This window comes from Variovorax flavidus, from assembly GCF_030317145.1.
Taxonomy (GTDB): Bacteria; Pseudomonadota; Gammaproteobacteria; order Burkholderiales; family Burkholderiaceae_C; genus Variovorax; species Variovorax flavidus.
Map to the genome: position 1 here is coordinate 726916 of NZ_JASZYE010000001.1, position 18809 is coordinate 745724.

Annotated in this window: 19 protein-coding genes; 9 read left to right on the plus strand and 10 right to left on the minus strand. The window is 63.7% G+C overall.

The features are described 5' to 3' along the window. Window positions 1–78 precede the first annotated feature (78 nt). A complete protein-coding gene (locus QTH90_RS03520) occupies window positions 79–639 on the minus strand; it encodes a hypothetical protein (RefSeq protein WP_286663130.1) in 561 nt (186 codons plus the stop codon). A 133-nt stretch (window positions 640–772) separates the two neighbouring features. Between QTH90_RS03520 and QTH90_RS03525 the strand changes: the two genes are divergently transcribed. Beyond that, window positions 773–2071 carry a glycosyltransferase family 4 protein gene (locus tag QTH90_RS03525; RefSeq protein WP_286663131.1) on the plus strand — a complete coding sequence of 433 codons (1299 nt, stop codon included), beginning with the start codon at window positions 773–775 and terminating at the stop codon, window positions 2069–2071. 77 nt (window positions 2072–2148) lie between these two features. Here the strand turns inward: QTH90_RS03525 and QTH90_RS03530 are convergent, their stop codons facing one another. Next, window positions 2149–2610, minus strand: coding sequence for an NUDIX hydrolase (locus QTH90_RS03530; RefSeq protein WP_286663132.1), 462 nt, complete (start codon window positions 2608–2610; stop codon window positions 2149–2151). Window positions 2611–2717: 107 nt separating this feature from the next. Between QTH90_RS03530 and QTH90_RS03535 the strand changes: the two genes are divergently transcribed. Further along, window positions 2718–3302, plus strand: a complete 585-nt coding sequence (locus QTH90_RS03535) for a hemerythrin domain-containing protein (RefSeq protein WP_286663133.1) — start codon at window positions 2718–2720, stop codon at window positions 3300–3302. Window positions 3303–3327: 25 nt separating this feature from the next. Here the strand turns inward: QTH90_RS03535 and QTH90_RS03540 are convergent, their stop codons facing one another. Further along, entirely contained in the window at window positions 3328–5040 is a 1713-nt protein-coding gene (locus tag QTH90_RS03540) for a hypothetical protein (protein WP_286663134.1), read from the minus strand. 944 nt (window positions 5041–5984) lie between these two features. Here QTH90_RS03540 and QTH90_RS03545 point away from each other — a divergent pair. Both QTH90_RS03545 and QTH90_RS03550 read left to right on the plus strand, forming a co-directional pair. Further along, complete coding sequence (locus QTH90_RS03545; RefSeq protein ID WP_286663135.1) at window positions 5985–6638, plus strand: MlaC/ttg2D family ABC transporter substrate-binding protein; 654 nt, start codon at window positions 5985–5987, stop codon at window positions 6636–6638. 181 nt (window positions 6639–6819) lie between these two features. Continuing rightward, window positions 6820–7341: a histidine kinase gene (locus QTH90_RS03550; protein ID WP_286663136.1), complete on the plus strand. Its 522-nt coding sequence runs from the start codon at window positions 6820–6822 to the stop codon at window positions 7339–7341. 34 nt (window positions 7342–7375) lie between these two features. Here the strand turns inward: QTH90_RS03550 and QTH90_RS03555 are convergent, their stop codons facing one another. Beyond that, the gene (locus tag QTH90_RS03555; RefSeq protein WP_286663137.1) at window positions 7376–8023 is read right to left on the minus strand and encodes an RES family NAD+ phosphorylase; all 648 of its coding nucleotides are present in this window, start codon (window positions 8021–8023) and stop codon (window positions 7376–7378) included. After that, window positions 8020–8691 (minus strand): hypothetical protein, encoded by a 672-nt coding sequence (locus QTH90_RS03560; protein WP_286663138.1) that lies wholly within the window; start codon window positions 8689–8691, stop codon window positions 8020–8022. Before QTH90_RS03560 ends, QTH90_RS03555 begins: the two co-directional genes overlap by 4 nt. 284 nt (window positions 8692–8975) lie before the next feature. Between QTH90_RS03560 and QTH90_RS03565 the strand changes: the two genes are divergently transcribed. The 4 genes from QTH90_RS03565 to QTH90_RS03580 all read left to right on the plus strand — a co-directional run bounded on the left by QTH90_RS03565 (window position 8976) and on the right by QTH90_RS03580 (window position 13740). After that, entirely contained in the window at window positions 8976–10973 is a 1998-nt protein-coding gene (locus QTH90_RS03565) for an arylsulfatase (RefSeq protein WP_286663139.1), read from the plus strand. 78 nt (window positions 10974–11051) lie between these two features. Beyond that, window positions 11052–12089, plus strand: a complete 1038-nt coding sequence (locus tag QTH90_RS03570; RefSeq protein ID WP_286663140.1) for a formylglycine-generating enzyme family protein — start codon at window positions 11052–11054, stop codon at window positions 12087–12089. Continuing rightward, complete coding sequence (locus QTH90_RS03575; protein WP_286663141.1) at window positions 12089–12883, plus strand: MetQ/NlpA family ABC transporter substrate-binding protein; 795 nt, start codon at window positions 12089–12091, stop codon at window positions 12881–12883. Before QTH90_RS03570 ends, QTH90_RS03575 begins: the two co-directional genes overlap by 1 nt. Next, the gene (locus QTH90_RS03580; protein WP_286663142.1) at window positions 12877–13740 is read left to right on the plus strand and encodes a YkgJ family cysteine cluster protein; all 864 of its coding nucleotides are present in this window, start codon (window positions 12877–12879) and stop codon (window positions 13738–13740) included. Before QTH90_RS03575 ends, QTH90_RS03580 begins: the two co-directional genes overlap by 7 nt. On the opposite strand, the gene QTH90_RS03585 is transcribed toward QTH90_RS03580, so the two are convergent. Then, window positions 13715–13972, minus strand: coding sequence for a hypothetical protein (locus QTH90_RS03585; protein WP_286663143.1), 258 nt, complete (start codon window positions 13970–13972; stop codon window positions 13715–13717). The two genes, QTH90_RS03580 and QTH90_RS03585, sit on opposite strands and share 26 nt — an antisense overlap. 191 nt (window positions 13973–14163) lie before the next feature. Continuing rightward, on the minus strand, window positions 14164–14520 hold the full coding sequence (locus QTH90_RS03590) for a hypothetical protein (RefSeq protein WP_286663144.1): 357 nt from the start codon (window positions 14518–14520) through the stop codon (window positions 14164–14166). Window positions 14521–14783: 263 nt separating this feature from the next. Between QTH90_RS03590 and QTH90_RS03595 the strand changes: the two genes are divergently transcribed. Beyond that, on the plus strand, window positions 14784–16064 hold the full coding sequence (locus tag QTH90_RS03595) for an ABC transporter substrate-binding protein (protein ID WP_444814706.1): 1281 nt from the start codon (window positions 14784–14786) through the stop codon (window positions 16062–16064). Window positions 16065–16076: 12 nt separating this feature from the next. Here QTH90_RS03595 and QTH90_RS03600 read toward each other — a convergent pair whose 3' ends face one another. The 3 genes from QTH90_RS03600 to QTH90_RS03610 form a co-directional block, all read right to left on the minus strand. After that, entirely contained in the window at window positions 16077–16460 is a 384-nt protein-coding gene (locus QTH90_RS03600; protein ID WP_286663146.1) for a nuclear transport factor 2 family protein, read from the minus strand. Between the two features lie 496 nt (window positions 16461–16956). Continuing rightward, window positions 16957–17454, minus strand: a complete 498-nt coding sequence (locus tag QTH90_RS03605) for a helix-hairpin-helix domain-containing protein (RefSeq protein ID WP_286663147.1) — start codon at window positions 17452–17454, stop codon at window positions 16957–16959. A gap of 294 nt (window positions 17455–17748) precedes the next feature. Next, entirely contained in the window at window positions 17749–18774 is a 1026-nt protein-coding gene (locus QTH90_RS03610) for an acyltransferase family protein (protein ID WP_286663148.1), read from the minus strand. Window positions 18775–18809 lie beyond the last annotated feature (35 nt).

Here is an 18809-nt window from a genome sequence, read left to right on the forward strand (position 1 = left end):
CCGCTACTGAAGGGCTCCTTAACGACCGGATCAGCATCCGTTCAGCTTGCCTTCATCGTGCGCAGCACGCGCGGAGGCTCAGAAGCGCCGGTTGTAGGTGAAGATGAGGCCAGCCGTTCCGAGCGCGCCGACCTGCACCGCATCCACGGGCGTGAGCCGGTAGCCGATCGCCGGAATGATGCCCAGGCCGAAGCCGTTGTGATTGAAGGGCACCTTGTCTTCGTACGGCTCCTTGTAGCCATAGATGATGCCGCCCGAGAGCTTGAAATACAGCGCGGGGTTGCCGAACAGGTTGTCCCATCGATAGCCGTAGTAGGCATAGGCGGACGCCTGTCCGAATGAGTTCCGGAAGGCCGAGAGACCCCAGATCCAGCCGTCGGCTTCGGCGCGCTCGATGCCGAGCAGCACGACGTAGGTGTGTTCGTCCGAGTTGCTCCAGTGAAGCGCAAAGGGGCCGATGACCGCTTCCCATGCTGGCTGCTTGTAGAGATCGAGGTTGATCGTCGACTGGGCCATGGCGGGCCGGGATCCCATCGCCAGCAGGGCGCACGCCGCCACGGCGCAGGCCCGTGGGCGCAGCCATCGGACGGGCCAGGGTGTGGCATCCGGAGACATTCCGGAAATGTCGTTCGATTGCATTTCGTGGGATCTCTTTCGCAAAGTCGTCTTCTTTTGTTCTCATTGTGTATGGACGCCCCGTGCCGGGTGAACGAAGGATGAATACGAACTGCCGGCTACGCGCGCGCCTGTAGGCCAAGGATTGCGTGCGTGGGTGCAACTTTCCGACGCTGAATGTAGTGCCGGAGTATTACAAACCATCCGGCCTTGGCGCGTGTGCTCCATGGTCGACACACTTTTCACCCGACGACGCCACGAAAGGGCTGATCACCCGATGAAAGTCTTACTCGTAGGCAACTATGTGCCGGACGCCCAGGCCAGCATGCAGGCTTTCAGTCGCGTCCTCGAGCGCGAACTCCCGAGCCATGGCTGCGAGTTGCGCGTAGTCACGCCGCCAAGGCGCCTGCAACGGGTGGCGCCGAGTTCCCGGCTGTGGAAGTGGCTCGGGTACATCGACAAATACGTCCTTTTCGTCCCCAGCCTCGTCATGCAGGCCCGTTGGGCAGATGTGGTGCACATCTGCGACCACTCCAACGGGATGTACGTGAGATGGGTGAAAAGCAAGCCGACCGTCATCACCTGCCATGACGTCATTGCCGTCCAGGCCGCGAAGGGGATGGTCGAAGGATGGGATGTCGGGTGGACCGGACGTGTGTTCCAGCGCCTCATAGCTTCCGGCCTCGCAAAGGCCGACCTGATTGCGTGCGTCTCGAACGCAACCCAGCGCGCATTGCTGGGTCTGCAACTTGCGAGCATCCAACAGGTCACGACGGTGCTCAATGGCTTGAACGACAACTTTTCCCTGTTGGGACCGGGAGAGGCGCAACAGTTGATCGATCGCCTCGGCCTCCTCGCGAACGACCGCTACCTCATCCATGTCGGCATGGACCTGCCGCGCAAGAACCGCAAGGCGGTCGTGGAGACCTTCATTGCGCTTCAGCGGCGTGCGGCCGAATCCGCCACGAGTGCGGTGGTCAGCCACCTGATCCTGGTCGGACCGCCACTGTCTCCTGAACTGGCCCGGCTGGCTTCGCAGCATGGCGTTGCGGATCGGATCATCGCCTTGCAGGACGTGACTCATCAGGAACTGCGCGCGCTCTACGGCCGGGCCACGGCCTTGCTGTTTCCATCCCTGCAGGAAGGCTTCGGGTGGCCGCTGATCGAGGCGCAGGCCTGCGGTTGCCCGGTGTTCACATCGGACCTGACGCCCATGAACGAGATCGGCGGGCCAGGCGCCTGCTATGTGGACCCTCACGATCCCGAGGCCATGGCGCATGCCATCGAGCAGGCGGCAGGGCGCTTTGAAGAGATGCGTGCCCTCGGGCTGCAGAATGTCTCGAACTATTCGGCGGAAAAAATGGTCACGAGCTATCTCGCCGCCTATCGCCAGGTGTTTGAAGCCGGGCGATCTGTTCCTGAACGCCGGCAGGGCGCCGTTCAAGATCTGCAATGAGCTGACACGACGTCAAAGTGCGTCGGGGGTGCGGCAGGGCCGCGTTGTCGGCGCATCGCGAGTTCCCGGGCTCATGCTCACACGCCCAGGGCCTCCAGCCGCTCGATGAAGACAAGCTGCCCGGGGTGAATGCGCTGACGCGCAACTTCCGTCGTGAACCATGCCGCGCGATCGGCTTCGGGAAAGGTCACGAGCTTTCCGGAGCGGGGTGGCCATTCGACATCCATGGTGTTCGAAACCATATCCGCAGGGTCGCAGTCTCCTGGAAATGCCCAGGCTGAAATGATCTTGCCGCTGCGCAGACGCGTTTCGCCCAGGGACGCGAGAGGCGATCCGGGCGCGAAGCCGGTCTCCTCGGCGAACTCGCGTTTTGCCGCGTCGAGCGCGCATTCGGATTCGATCGCGTACTCGCCCTTGGGAAGGGACCAGGCGCCTTCATCCCGACGGGCCCAGAACGGCCCGCCAGGATGTACGAGCAGCACCTCCAGCAAGCCTCCGGTGCGGCGGTACATGAGCAGACCAGCGCTGCGCTTTGCCATGGGCGCATTGGATCATGAGGCGCACGGCGACGCGCTTCCTTGATCCAAAGCAAGGTTGTCCGATGCGCAAGATGCGAGGCTAGGGCTGCCAACCACCGGAGACTTGCATGACGCACACCACCACCAGAATCATTCGCGACGAGCATTCGGCTTTGTCGGCCATGCTGCGCTCGATCCTCCTGCTGCTGGCCGAGCACCGGCGACAGGGCACCTTGCCCGACTTTGCCGCCCTGCGCGCCATGCTGTTCTATGTGGACGAATTTCCCGAGAAGCGGCATCACCGCAAGGAGTCCGAGTTGCTCTTCCCGAAGCTGCGGGCAAGGACACCCGTCTCGCGCGAACTGCTCGACCGACTGGACGACGATCACGCTCGCGGAGAGCGAAGGATCCGAGAGGTCGAACATGCCTTGCTGGCCTTCGAGATGCTGGGCGAGGCGCGCAGGCAAGCGTTCGAGCAGGCCGTCGAACGCTATGTCGATTTCTATCTTGCCCACATGGCACTGGAAGAGCGAGAGATCCTGCCTTTGGCCGAAAAGGTCCTGACGCAGGATGATTGGCGCGATCTCGACGAGGCTTTCAGCGCCAACCGCGATCCATTCACGGGCTGCGACCCGGAGCCGGACTACGGCGCGCTCTTCACGCGCATCGTCAATGCGGTGCCAGCACCGATCGGCCTGGGGGCGGTGAGCTGACGTCGTCCACCGGTGGGCATTCCTCTCACTGAATCTGCGTCGTCAGCCGGTGCAACGATCGGGCCGTGCCCGGCGTCCACGTATACAGGTCCGTCAGAGCGGAAGCCGCACCGCTTTGGGCGCGCGGAAACATGACCTGGTAGCCCACGAAAGTCGGAATCGACGGCGCCGCGGGAAAGAGCGCACCCATCGTCCCTGTTCCGAACAGGATCGAAACCGCGGCATGGCTGCCGCTGTGGTCGAGCGAGCCGATCTCAATCGGCGTCAGCGACTCGAGGTCGGTCTGGATGATCTTTCCGTTACTGCATCGCTTGTCGGCGTCTGCAGTCGGGACGCAGGCGACATAGCTGCCCACCGGCGCGCGATCGGCCACTCGCTCCCTTCGGAAGACGACGGCTTCGCGCTCAGGATGCGCGCCCAGGACGATGTCGTCCTTGCCGTCGAACTTGACAGCGTGGGTGATGGCGCCAGCGCGGTAGATCATCCGGTTCAACGAAGTGCCCAGAGCCGACGCCGCGCGAATCGTGAAGGCGCCGTTGCCGTCCTTGCCGATCACGCTGGCGGCATTCGGCGCCCGCGGCTGCGCGGGATCGGCGTGCCACAAAGCCAGGTGGGTGTCGGAGACAAAGATCGCGTAGATCGGCGGCGCCGCTACCGTCGCAATCGTAGATGGCGTCCCGGCTCCCGAAACCTTCATCAGCTTGTCGCCATCCCCGAAGTAGAAACCCTCCTTGTCGGCATGGCCCGTGGGGTTGCGCTGCCCGAAATCGGGCCGGGTGAAGGCGTAGGTCGGCTCCGCCAGCGTCGCGGTCGTGGCCGTCCATGCCAGGCGTCGGAGCTTTCCATCGACCCGGTAGTAGCCCGCCTGCAGCGTCGAATAGTCGTAGCCCATCGGCTGAATGCTGCGCACGGCGGATCCACCTTCCACTTTCCCGATACGACTGAAGTCCGGCCGAAAGAGCTCCAGGCCCTCCGGCGTCGACAGGACAAACGCAAGCGTCGTGAGCGCCCCGTCGTCGAGTGCATCCACGTATTTCCCCGGCAGGTCTGCCAGTGGCGGCGTCGTGGTCGACATGGTGGATCGCACGAACACCGTTCGTCTGGCGGCCAGGTCGGCGGCATTCGGCGACAGGTCGCAGGAACCTTTGGCGTCTTGCGTATCGATCTTGATCCACGCGTCCCGTCCGTCTGCGCTCACCCGCAAGGACTCGAGATCGAACGAAAGTCTGCAGGCGGTGGACAACGAGGAAATCTGCACTGGCTCGTGTGAGAGATCCGACCGCAGATCGATCTTGAACACCTTGCCATCCTTCACGAAGACCGCCATGGCTTCCCCGTCGTAGGTGTAGGAGCGTGTCGCCCGATCCACGGTGAAGGCTTGCGTGGTGATGGCGTTAGGCGGCCCGAACATGCTCACTGGCAGGGTTCCGAGTTCGATCGCCTTGGACGCAGCGGCCGGGCCGCCGGTATCCACGACGAACAGCGTGGCTTTCGTTGTGCCTTCCATCGGCGTATTGCCGGCAGTCTGGGCATTGACCACTCGGGCGATCGCGTAGGTCCTGGGTACGACGACGGCAGCCTTTGCGGGCGTGGAATCGCCTTTATGAGGGGAGGAGGAGGGGGTGGATGCGGAGGGTGCCGTCCGGGCCGAATCGCCGTCGCTCTTCTCGTGGCAACCAGCGAAGCCGGCAGAAATGGCCGCAACAATCCAGCACAGCGCAATGGCCTTGGTGTTCATGCTTTGGGATCCCTTCCTCGGGCCCGCCATCATGCGCGAAGTACAGGCCCGATGACATCGTCCGATGGATGGATCCCAGTGCTCGGCTGGATTGCAGGCGGTCGCAGATCGCCTAGTACCATGCCAGCATTCACAACGAAGAGTGGACCGCCGTGAAATACCTCAAGCAACTTCTCGTTCTCAGTGCCGCGGCCTTCGTTGGCCTTGCATATTCGGCGGAACCTCCGACCCCAGCGCCGAAGTCCAACCGGTCCTGCCACTGGGACCGGCAAACTGGCCGCATGATCTGCCAGCGGGTCCGGTCACCCGGCACGAGTGCGCCAGCACCGGTGCCAAAGCCGAAGCCTGAGCAATCCGCGACACCTTGAGCGATTGAGAGGGGCGGCGGGTCGTTGCCTCTGGGCGATCGGATCGTCGGGAACCATTCGAACCGACTAAGTGCACGCTATGCACGCTATGCGTGTGCCATGTCTGTTCCTGCTGCGCATGTCATTTTACATAATATACATTGTCTTCTGTTTCGAGGATGGCAAAAGCGGACTGCCAAGAGTTCGCATCTAGGAACCTCGAAAGCGATGACGGATGGTCTCATCACGTGCCAGCCGGCCTTGATCACTTCGCGCTGGATCTGCAGGCCACGGACCGTCGCTCCCGGCTCGTCTGTGTTCTCTCGGGCATACAACTCAAGTTGCTGCGGGGCTGCCGCACTCGAAGCGGCATCTTGCTTCCGGAATGTCTGAGATTCGGTACTTTTCCCATTGATTGTTGAATCTGCATCCCTGGCCGCAGGTTGATCTGCTCACCGGCGGTGCATTTCGCCAGAACCAGATCAGCGACCTTTTTCGCGACTGTTTCAGTTTTATGAACACCGTAGTTCCACCCGGCTAGGGTTTGTACCTAATATCCAGCGGACAATTGATCTCGTGGAACCAGGAATATTTCAAATGAAGCAGATTCTTCAACGCCGCACCTTCGGGCGTTTTGCGTTGGTTGGCCTGCTGTTGGTCGGTGCGGCGGTCGCGCTCGTGCGGCCGGCGCACGCGGCCGACATGCCCCCGGATGCGCTGGTCAAGAGCCTTTCCAGCGACGTGCTCGAGACCATCAAGGCCAACAAGTCGATCAAGGCCGGCGATATCAACAAGATCGCGGCGCTGGTCGACTCCAAGGTCATGCCGAACGTGAATTTCCAGCGAATGACGGCTTCGGCGGTCGGCCCGGCGTGGCGCCAGGCGACGCCGGAACAACAGAAGCGGCTGGAAGAAGAGTTCAAGGCGCTGCTGATACGCACCTATGCAGGTGCGCTCGACCAGGTCAGCGATCAGACCGTCAGCGTCCGTCCATTCCGCGGCTCTGCAGACGACAGCGAAGTGCTCATCCGCACCCAGGTCCGAGGTAGCGGCGACCCGATCCAACTCGACTACCGCCTTGAAAAGACGCCCGGCGAGGCAGGCGGTTGGAAGATCTACAACATCAACGTGCTCGGTGTGTGGCTGGTCGATACCTACCGCACCCAATTCGCGCAGCAGATCAGCAGCAAAGGCATCGACGGCCTGATCGCTGCGCTCGCCGCGCGCAACAAGTCCAACGGCAAGGGCTGACCGATTCATCTGGTCCTTCTGCCGAAGTTGAGGCCTCCGCCTGCGTGAACATGCGCCGGCTGGGGTTTGCCGGCCAGACCGGCTGTTGCCGAGGCCCTGACCTGACCAAGCCACCGAACGCGATCGCACAACGCATCGCCAAGCAGCCATGTACAAACTTCTGAAGATCCTCGCGCGCCCGTTGGCCGCATTCCAGCAGTCCGCCCCTCAACTCGCCGGCGAACTCACCACGGCTCGAGTTTCGCGCCCCCGCCATCTCTGCGACATGCGCGAGATGGTGGGCCAGATGTCGGAGTCCTTGGGCGACCGGCTGAAAGCGGCGGGCATCGCGGTGGACCTTCGCATCCCGTCGGATCCGCTGACCGTGTTTCTCGACCGCTCGGGGATGCAGGAGGTCTTGACGAAAGTCGCCGACCTGGCCTGCCGCATCATGCCGGCGGGCGGCACGCTGCAGTTGCTGGCTCGTGCGGATGGCCCATATGCCGTCATCAATTTCATGGACCAGACGCCCTCCGAAGAGCCGCGTCTGGGCCTTTGTTTCAGCGCTGCTCCTGCGCGCCGGGACGATACGGCCCATGCCGAATCGATCGCCAATGTCGATCTGTGCGAGCGGATCGTGGGCGACAACGGCGGGCGCATCTATGCGTCGCCTTCTCCGTTGGGGAGCCTGGGGGTGACTCTGCGGCTGCCGCTCTGCTCTTGAGATCTGGCCGTTGCAACGAGGGCGGCTGAGGTCTTCAGGCCGCGTCGATGCCAGCGCGCAAGGCCGCGGCCAGGATGGTCTGCCGCAGGGTATCGTTGCGGGCGAGCGGTCCACCCATGCGAGTCCCGGATAGAACGCCTTTGACGCGGTCGCCGAACAGCATGACCGAACGATCCCGGTCGCGCTGGCGCGACATCCACACCAGTCCGTCCGCGTCTGGGAATTGATGGTGCAGTGCCTCAGCCCACTTGGCGGTCGCGAGATAGTCGCGCGCCGGGCTGGTGATCAATTCGTCCTTCGGCACCTTCAATCTGTGCAAGCCCTCGCTCGTCAGGTCCACGAGCCTCAGATCGCGACTTGGCACAAGTTCGCCATGGCCTCGCTGCGCAAAGTAGTCCAGATCCACGAACTTGTCTGCCGCATCGACCGGTACGTCGTGGAAAACGGTTTCGAAAATCGCGCAGTCGAGCGTTGCGCCGCCGTACAGATAGGGCACTACCCTGCCCTTCGCGTCCCGGATCGGCGCGAAGCGTGTCGGCTTGCGTAGCAGCCCCGCCGCGTCCGCGCCGGGATTGAAGCTTTCTGGCGAGAACGCGGTGTCGTGGATGACGTGTATCCGCTGGTCTGCAGGCCACCGATCAAACAGGGCATCCAGCGGAGGGACCGGTGCGCGGCAACTCAAGCCGCGCTTCCTTCGGCGTCGCGCTTCGCGGCTGCAATGACAGCCTGCGAGTCCGTGGTCAGCAGATCGACGGGCCGCGCGTTGCCAGGCAGCCAGCCATTGTTCGACGTGAACCACAGTGCCTGCTTCCACGGCGCCTTGTGCGCGCCGAAGGCTTCCAGCACGTCATGCACCGCCTTGATCGGCTTGTGCTCTTCAAACTGGAAGGCGGGATAGACGTCGCGCTCGCGCGCCGTCTTCTCTGGATGCGGCACGGCAAAAATCTGCCGGCGCTTGCGCCAGTTGTCGGCCAGCGCGGCGCGGTTGCCCGCCTGTGATCGGTTGGCATCAGCCAGTTGCTCGGCCGTGAAGTAGCCAAACTCGTTGAGGACGCGCGCGTGCCGCGTAGCGAGCCGCTGGGCCATGTCCAACTCGACCGTGCTGGGCACAAGCATGCGCTTCGTCATGAAGTCGACGACCTCCTCCATGTGGCGTTCGCGCACGGCTGACGTCTTCTCCACCAGCAGCCGGTCGAGCATCGACAACGAGGACATCAGGACGCTGGAGAGGGCGGCGTCCTTCACCTCCAGCAGGAAGGTGCGACCGGGAGTACCTTGGCCTCGATCGTCGCGGTACGGCTGCACGGAGAGCAGATCTCCCTGCAGCGTGGCAGAAGCGGCTTTTCCCATGGTTCAGCTCCGATTGATCTATTTGATGAAATTGTACTTCTATAGATCAAAAAGGTCAAAAAAGCCATAGTGCTCCTGCGGAGGCTCTCGACGCGGAAGTCAGGGGCCCTGCCCTCCGCAGCGTCCGTCCAAGGGCAGCCATGCGGCGATAGCCGAAGTCGGTTCCAGTCGAGCGCCAACATACAAAAAGCGCATGAAGGTCTGAGTTTTTCGTACTTCGCTGCAAGAGGGGGCGACGATAGCCTCGCGGGTTGCTTCAACAAACCGCGCCACGCCTCTACAAGATGTCCCTTCACAGACACCGCCTCCGAAAGACCTCCCTCGCCATCGTCACCCTCAGCTTCGCGCTTCACGGCTGCGGCGGCAGCAGCGACAACGCATTCCAGACCACGGGCACTGCCGGCACCACGAACACATCCGGTACGACAAACACCGGCACAACAAACACCCCCAATACGCTGTCCAAGCGTCCGAACATCGTCTTCATCATGGCCGACGACCTCGGCTATTCCGACATCGGTGCGTTCGGCGGCGAGATCGAGACGCCGAACCTCGATGCGCTCGCCGCGGGCGGCCGCCTGCTGACGAACCACCACACCGGCACCGTCTGCGCCATCACGCGCTCGATGCTGATCTCGGGCACCGACCACCACCTGGTCGGCGAAGGCACGATGGGCGCCCCGAACGACGAACGACGGGGGCTGCCCGGCTACGAGGGCTACCTGAACGACCGCTCGCTGTCGGTCGCGCAATTGCTCAAGGACGCCGGCTACCACACCTACATGGCCGGCAAGTGGCACCTGGGGTCGAACCTCGCCGATCCCGCGGTGTCGCTGGGCACGACGGGCCACACGCCCGATCAGTGGGGCTTCGAGAAGAGCTACGCGCTGATGGGCGGCGCCGCCAGCAACCACTTCGCCCACGAAACCGCAAATTCGAAGAACTACACCGAGAACGGCGCCTACGTGCAGCCAGGCCAACCCGGCCAGCCGGGCGGCACCGGCGGCGGCGAGTTCTACTCGACCAACTTCTACACCCAGCGCCTGATCAGCTACATCGACGCCAACAAGGGCGACGGCAAGCCGTTCTTCGCCTACGCGGCCTACACGTCGCCGCACTGGCCGCTGCAGGTCCCCGAGCCCTGGCTGAGCCAGTACAAGGGCAAGTACGACGGCGGCTACGAGGCCATCCGCGCGGCGCGCATCGCCAAGCAGAAGCAACTGGGCATCATCCCGCAGGACTTCCAGGCGTACGCCGGCGACGTCGAGACGCTGACGTCGTCGCCCGCCACCGCCAACAACGGCACCGGTGCGGCCAAGTACATCAGCGCGGTGCATTCGCCGGCTGACGGCTACGTCGACTACGGCGCCGGCCGCATCTCGAAGAAGTGGAGCAGCCTGACCTCGCTCGAGAAGAAGGCGCAGGCCCGCTACATGGAGATATACGCCGGCATGGTGTCCAACCTGGACTACAACATCGGCGTGCTGGTGCAGCACCTGAAGGACATCGGCGAGTACGACAACACGCTGATCGTCTTCCAGTCCGACAACGGTGCCGAAGGCTGGCCCATCGCCGCGGCCACGGTCGATCCGAAGGCCACCGACGAGGCCAACGCGGCCGATGCGGTGTATGCAACGCTCGGAACCGACAACGGCCTGCAGTCGGCCAAGCGCCTGCAGTACGGCCTGCGCTGGGCCGAGGTCAGCGCCACGCCGTTGCGCCAGACCAAGGGCCATTTCGGCGAAGGCGGCGTCGGCACCCCGCTGATCGTCCGCATGCCCGGCCAGACGACGGCGCAGTCGCAGTACGTGACGTTCACGCACATCACCGACCTCACCGCCACGTTCCTGGACGCGGGCCAGGCAAAGCTGCCGACCCAGGCCGCGCCGGCGAACATCAGCACGATCACCGGCGAGGACCAGAACAAGGGCAAGGTCATCTACGACAACCGCTATGTCTATCCCGTGACCGGCCAGTCGCTATTGCAGGTGCTGCTGGGCAACACGAACGCATCCGTTCGCAAGGCCCCGTTCGGCGACGAGTCGTATGGCCGCGGCTATGTGACCAGCACGGACGGCAAGTGGAAGGCACTGTGGACCGAGCCGCCGCACGGACCGCTGGACGGACACTGGCAGCTGTTCGACCTGACGACCGACCGCGGGGAGAACAACGACGTTGCGGGCTCCAACCCGAGCATCGTCAACGGCCTGGTCGGCGACTGGAACAGCTACATGAAGTCGGTGGGCGGTGTCGAGCCGCTGCGTCCAGCGGGCTACTACTGATCCGCCCTGCCCTTCGCGCTGCGCGGCGGGCCGCCTCAGGCGGCCCCGCCCCGCAGCGCCATTTTCGCTTTCGCTCCCATGATCCGATCCCTGTTTTCCGCCCCGCGTCGCGCCGCCTTCCTGGCTGGCGCCGCTGCGCTCGCCGGCGTGGGCCTCGTCGCCTACGCGATGGCCGCGCGCTCACCCGCCGACCTGCCGCTCGCCGCGCTCGGCACACCCGCCCAATGCGCCGCCTACGGTGGCCTGCCCGTCGGCTGGGGCACCGACCCGCGTGCAGGCATGGTGCAGGTGCGCGGCGGCAGTTTCACGTTCGGCAGCACCAAGGGTTATCCGGATGAACGCCCCGCCGCCGCCTCGCCGGTGCGCGTCGCATCGTTCTGGATGGATCAGACCGAGGTCACGACCGCCCAGTTCGACGCTTTTGTGAAGGCCACGGGCTATGTCACGGAGGCAGAACGCCAAGGCGGTGCCGTCGTGTTCCACACGCCGACCGAGGCCGAGATGGATGCGCGCCCGTTCGCCTGGTGGACCTTCGTCAAGGGCGCCGACTGGCGCCACCCCGGCGGCCCGGGCTCATCCACCGACGGGCAGGCCAACGTGCCTGTCACGTTCGTCACCGAGGCCGACGCACTCGCATACGCCCGCTGGCTCGGCCGCGACCTGCCCACCGAAGTCGAGTGGGAATACGCCGGCAAGGCCGGCCGCGAAGGCGCAGAGCTCGACACCGCGCCACGCGACGTCAACGGCCGGCCCGCCGCGAACTACTGGCAAGGCATCTTTCCCGCCTTCGACGCAAAGCAGGACGGCTATGCCGGCCTCGCACCGGTGGGCTGCTACGCCGCCAGCCCTTTCGGTCTGCACGACATGATCGGCAACGTATGGGAATGGACCAGCGATCCCTACACCGGACCTCACCAGCCGCACATGAACGGCGACACCGCCGCGGTTGCCGCGCCGTTCCACAAGCCGAACCAGCCGATGGTCATCAAGGGCGGCTCTTTCCTGTGCGCACCCGACTATTGCGTGCGCTACCGCGCCGCCGCCCGCGAGTCGCAGGAGGCGGACCTCGCGACGGCCCACATCGGCTTTCGCACTGTCTGGCGGGAGACCCGCTGATGCAGCGCCGCACCCTGCTGATGCTGGCGGCCGCGCCAGTGCTGCCGTGCAAGCTGGCCTTCGCGAACGTACCGGCGCGGCCGGTCACGATCGGCGTGCTGCCCGGTCCGCACGCGGAGATCCTCGCGTGCGCGCGCGGCGTCGCTGCCGCCCACGGACTTGACCTGCGCATCGTCGAACGAAGCGACGGCCAGGCGATCAACGCCGATGTCGCGCGAGGCCGGCTGGACGCTGCCAGCTTCCAGGATGGCGTCTCGTTCGCCCGCGACCACGCACGGTACGGCAACGAGTTGATCGAGGCGACGCGCACCGTCACGCAACCGGTGGCGCTGTACTCGCGCCGCATCACATCGCCGCGGCAGCTCAGCCGTGGCGCCACGCTCGCGATCCCGCGCGATCCGCCCCTTCAGGCCCGCGCACTCGTGCTGCTGCACAACCACGGGCTTGTCGTGCTGCGCGACGGCGCCGGGCTCACCGCGACCACGCGCGACGTGGTCGGCAACCGCCATCAGTTCCGCCTCGATCCGTTGCCTGCCGGCCGGCTTGCAGATGCGCTGTATCGCGTCGACCTCGCCGTGATCGACCGGCCCACCGCGGACCGCGCCGGGCTGCTGCCGGCCCGCGACTCGATCGGCGTGGAGGACGCCCGCACGCCGTGGTCCGACGTGCTTGCGGTGCGAGCCGCCGATCGCTCGGCCGACTGGGTGGGCACGCTCGTCGCGTCGTACCGCTCCGAGCCGGTCAAGCGGTTCATCCTCGAGCGCTACCAGGAGTCGGTGCGACGGCCATGGTAGAGACCACCGTATCGTTCCACTGCACTGCGTGCGGCCGCTGCTGCAACTCACCGCCGGTGATGACGGTGCCCGAGTTGTTCCACCACGAGGACCTGTTCGTCGGTGCGCTCGGCGTGCGCCCCGGGGCCGGCGGCGCACCCGAGCTGTTGACCCAGGGCTTCGACTACCCGTCGAGGGGCGCGTGCCCGGCCCGCCGCGACGACGGACTGTGCGCCATTCACGACAACCGCAAGCCGGCGATGTGCGCGACCGTACCGCTCGATCCGCGCCAATCCGACGACCGCCAGCATGTGATCCTCGTGGACCGGGCTCGCGGCAGCGGCTATATCGGCGCCGACTGCATCGTGCCCGGCACACGCGACGGCGTGCCGGTGCTGGTGGCCGGCGGCGAAGTGCGCGACCCGGCCTATCGCACCCACCTCGTCACACACCGCGCGGCGCTCGCCGACGAACGCCGGCAATGGGGTGACGACGTGACGGCCCTGCTGCGCGCCCAGGGCGCGCTGTTCCCCCGTGGCGCCACAACGGGGCTGCTGACGTTGCCGCTCGTGCCCGTGCTCGCAGTGCTGGCCGCGCGCTCGGAGCGCTGTCGGCTGCGCTGCCTGCGCTATCTCGAGCGGCAGTCGACGCTGATTCAGCGGCACATCGACGACGCGCTGGCGCGGCGGCAGGACGTCGATCGCCCGGTCACGAGATCGTTGCGGGGTTACCTGGCGGCGTACGAACGCCTTGCCGCGGCGCTTGCGCGAGGCGGTGTGCAAGCGGCTGCGCCGTCGGTGGCCGAGGCGACGGAAGCCTATCTGGACGTGTCGCCGGTTCCGGCCTTGAGCGCTAATCCGGAACGAACTTCGCCTTGAAGGTCGCAACGTCATCCGCCTGTTCCAGGGTCACGAGTTGGCCCATCTTGCCGTCAGAGAGCCGGCAGGCGGCGAACAGGCTGTAGCGGCCCCTCAGGTCATAGCTCGGGAGGTCGATGAGCGCGTATGGCTGAGGCACGAAAACCTGGTGTTCGAACACGACTCGGTGCACGTTGCGTGGCGAGGGGAAGAGCTTGTAGTCGGTGGTCTCAAAGGACCTTGCAGTAGCCATTTCGCCATTCTCGCTCCAATGACGGCTGCATGCCTTCGCCAACGAACCTGCCATGCCTGCCGATCCGACCGGCAAGGATTCAATGTCGAAGGACAACAAGCCACGGCACCCTGCAGCGGACGCGAAGAAGGCGCAACCCGATTCAAAGTGAGCGGCAGCGCGGAAGGAGCGGTCGCTGCGAATCGGTATTGCTAGCCGCAGCGTGCGTAGACCAGAGCCAGATAGTCGGAGTGCTTCCGAATTGCTTCCAGTTGCTGAAGGGTGTTGCCTGTCACGCGATCGGAAGGGTCGAACTTCAAGCTGCCGTCCGGTAGCAGGATGAAATGCGTGGTGCCACTGGGAGCTTGTCGGCTGTCCGCAGCATTTACATAGCCGCATCCCGCTCCGGTCGCTCGGTTGTATTTGACGCTGGAGAAAGTCGCGACCCCTGTACGGAGGTGCTCCCGCACATGCGACTCAACCCTCCAAATTGGCCAATAGAACCACCACGCGGCAATGCAGCCGGCAAAAATCGCGGTCGCCGTCAGGATGGAAACCAGAGTTCTCATGCTGTCGCCCCAATGATCGAACGTCAATTGTATTGGCAATGAATACTTTTGTTTCTCGCTTTGGTTGATCTACGGCCGACGCACTTCTTCTTCGGGCAACACCCTTGGTATCAACAGGGTCCGGCCCCGCGTGTGCGAACTTTTGCACGGAACTGCAGAGATCTATGTAGAGCTAAGGATATATACGGGTCCGTTCAAAAGACCCCGCGATGACGATGCGCGCGCATTCAACTCGTCCCACAAATAAAGACATGCCCCACGTCATGAAGAAATTCAAGCTCCACTCTGCTGCCGTATGGGCATTGGTGGCCGGCAGCGCCTTCGCGCAAGCCACGCCCTCCGGGTCGGCCGCACAAGGCGCACCAACGCCCTCGTCCGGCGCAGCCAACACGATCAAGATCGGTCTCATAGGACCATTGACCGGACCGTCATCCGACTTCGGACTTCCGATGCTCAACGGCGTGAAGCTGGCTATTGACGAGATCAACTCGTTCGGCGGTTACCTGGGACGTCCGCTGGAACTGGTCATCAAGGACGATCAAGCCAATCCCGACCTGGGGCTGAGCCTGTCGCAGGAACTCATCAAGGAAAGGGTCATCGCGACGATCGGGTTCTGCAACACGGGCGTCGCGATGAAATCAATCGACGTCTTCCAGGCGAGCCGCGTGCCGCTTCTCGTGCCGTGCACAACGGGAACCCCTGTCACCACAAAGTTTCCCGCTGCGGACAGCTACATCTTTCGCAATGCCCCGCCTGATGCGATCCAGGCTCCGTTCATGGTGGACGAGATCGTTGCACGCAAGCTGACCAAGGTGGCGATCTTTGCGGACAACACGGGCTACGGCGAAGCCGGCCTGAAAGATGTGCAGAAGGCGCTCGAGCGGAAGAATCTCAAGGCTGTGTATGTGGGCCGATTCGACCTTGGCGTCAAGGACGTAACGGAGCAGTTGAAAGAGGCGCGCAATGCCGGCGCAGATGTGTTGTTCATCTATACGATCGCGCCTCAGAATGCCGTCGTCGCCAACGGTCGTCACGCACTCGGGTGGAAGGTGCCGCAGGTGGGAGCCTGGGCTCTTTCGTTCCCTCTGTTTATCGACGGGGCAAAGGACGCCGCCGAAGGGTCGTTGATGGCCTTGAGCTTCGTTGCCGAGCCGACCAACGAGCGCCGAGCCACCTTCCTGGCCAGCTATGCCCGCAAGTTCAAGGCGACCAACATCACGGTTCCAATGGCGGCAGCGCAGGCCTACGATGCGACGTACCTTCTTGCGCACGCCGTGCTGAGCCTGCCAGGCGACAAGCTCGATGGACCTCACATCAAGCAAGCGCTGGAGCAGCCCAAGCGGGCCTACTACGGCGTCGTCACCACCTACGACAAGCCTTTCCGCGATGACAGGGAAGCGCTTTCCTCGAACATGCTCGTCGTGGGCACGGTGAAGAACGGCAGGGTCACATTCGCTCATCCGGAAGACGCCGTGCGCAACAACGTCGTTCAGCGAAAGCGAATCGCCGATGCCGACCGCAGCATCAAGCCGAACGGCTTGTGATGAAGGTGAGCGCTATGTCGCTGGAAGTGGCGGGCGATTCTTGCGGTACGAGTTCTTGACCGCAATCTTTCCCTCCCGGAAGGTGAACACATCGCACCCGTTGACCTCGACGCGCGAGCCGTCGGCCCGCGTGCCGGTGAATGTCCATTCGGACACCCCGCGGTCGCCGCAAACGAAGTGATGGGGGTTGAGCCACTGCGCGTCGGGAAAAGTCTTCCAAACGTCGGAGAAGCCGCGCTGTACGGCCTCTCTGCCAATGTGTGAGCTTCCGCAGACGTCGGGGCCTGCGGACGCTTCGAACACACAGTCGTCCGTCATGAAGCTCATCAGCGATTCAATATCGTGGCTGTTCCAAGCAGCGGCGAAGGCCTGCAGGTTTGCAACGGTGACATTCATGCTTCACCTCCAATCCGGCGTGAATTGGGGATTGTTGCGCAGATGGATCGACGCAGTCCTTGGGACTTCTGAGCAACGGAGGTTTACCCGGCCGGCATGTCACGTTCCCTGGCAGTGCGGCTTGCCGGGACACTCTTCGCAATCCTCGGTCGACCAGATGGCGAAGATTCGCTCAAGCGCTTCCGTGCCACGCGGCTGGACGCCGCTGCGAGGCAAGGATCTGAACCTCTGCGAGCAGACACCGGCACCCTTTTCTGACAAGGGCGCACGCACCACCCTTAGGCCTTCCTCGTCGGCCTCGGTCCAGAACACATCCTTCCATGGAGTCCCGGCCGGGAAGTACGAGGCCCAGTCGGTATGACCTTTGAGCCAGACTCCACACACAGTGCTCAGCCGACCTCTCCAGGCCGAAGGACAAACAAAGACGCCGACTTCCCCGGGGCGTAGCTCCAGGAGGTGTTGGGGGTAGGCGTAAAGCGCGACCCAATCGACGCACTTACTCATTGCGCGCCGCCCTCACGTCGCCTGGGTTCATGGACTTTCGGAGTCCTTCGCACGCAGTCATCTCAGCGGTGGGATTCGACAGAAAGTCCAGCCCTACGCGCGCCAGCACTTCGCGAAGGCGATTCACAGTCTTCGCACCGATGGCTTCCTTCATCATGAGTTCTTGCTCACTGATGGCCGACAGGTCCTCGACGCAGAAAATGTTGAGCTTGCAGAGCGCCTCGCGGGCACTTGCGCGAACGGGGATTTCTTCGACGGGAGTTTGTGGACTCAGTTTGATCGGGGCATCAAGACGCTGGGGGCCTTTGGGGCGCCATTCGAATACGTGAAATTCAAACGCCGTGTCTGCAGAAATCCGCGCCTCGCGTCGTGCCGCCGCATGCTTGCGCTTCGCCTCGTGAATGGCAGCGCGCAACTGTCCGAGACACGCGAGCAGTTCGTCGTCAGGCAGCTGCGCCAAGTCATCGACGGAGCGGATAGTGCGAGACATAGGTCCCCTTCGGCACATGCATAGTGCAGTGCTGGGCAACATCGCCAATTCTTCAGAATGCGCCCTGTCCTGCTCTATCACCACCGAGCGGAAGAACCCGCTGAGAGGGCTCGTTCTCAGCTGTCACCCTGACGATCAGGCGGGAACCGTTCCCTGGAGAGCCGTGGCAGCCCGCACATACGCGAGGTCAGCCTAAACCTAATCCAGCAGGAAGCAACGATAGAACAGATTGCGCTGATAGAGCTTCTATCGGTCGCGAAGGGGCGAGAACGAGGTCGCTAAAACCGCACTGGGCTATGACGCGGCTGTGCGAATGACGTGAAAGCGCTTGACCATCCGGCGTGCGCCGCGCACGAGTGGCCGGTCGACGAGACGGTAGATCAGCGAGCCCACCGCGAGGCACGACGCAAGCGAGAACAGCGAGGTCGCGTAGTTCTCCTCGATCCCCAGGCGCACGTACACGACACGCTCGAGAAAGCCAATCACGAACATGTGCGACAGGTAGGTGGCGTAGCTCGAGTCGCCGATATGGACGATGAAGCGCAGGATGAGCGAACCGGCCCTGCGGATCGGGCCTTCGAGCTGCAAGGCGAACAGAAGCATCAAGAAGCTCGGCACGCCGGCGACCCAGATGCGATCGGCCTGATTCTCGTACCCCACCATCCCGAAATAGCAAGCGAGGACCAGCACGAGCGCCAATGGCTTCGGAGTCCGCTGCAGCAGTGGGTGCTGGTAGACATGAAAGCAGGCCATCCCGAGAACAAAATTGAACCACAGCGTGTTGTGCAGGAACTCGTGGCCGACGGTCTCCTCGTCGAACAGGGCCCCAATGGCGTAGAGCGAAACAAGAGCCGCTGTCATCAAGCTCGCAACGTGCAATTTGCCGAAGGCAAGGACGAGGGTGATCAGCCCATAGAAGAGCATCTCGAAGTTCAGCGACCAGCCAACCATCAGCACGGGGAAAAGCTGGCCGTCGTCCCGAAAGTGCGGAATGAAGAGCAGCGACTGCACGTAGTTGCCGAGATTCGCGACTGTCGTTCCCATCACGCTCGGCAGCCGCCACGCGACCAGCAACACCATCGTCGTCACCGCCCAGTACAGCGGCACGATGCGCGTGAGCCTATCAAGCAGGAACGCCGTCGGGCCGGCGTGCCTCCGGTCGACGACCATGCACATCACGAAGCCGCTGATGACGAAAAAGAGATCGACGCCGAACAGGCCGAACAAGGGCAAGGTCCAGGTGTGCAGCCAGGCGACGGTGCTAGCCGCTACCGCGCGCAGGATCTGAATCGAATAGTTCTGCTCGGGAGCGTGCGCCATGGTCACCACCTCGCGTGCGGACGTTATGAAGGCAT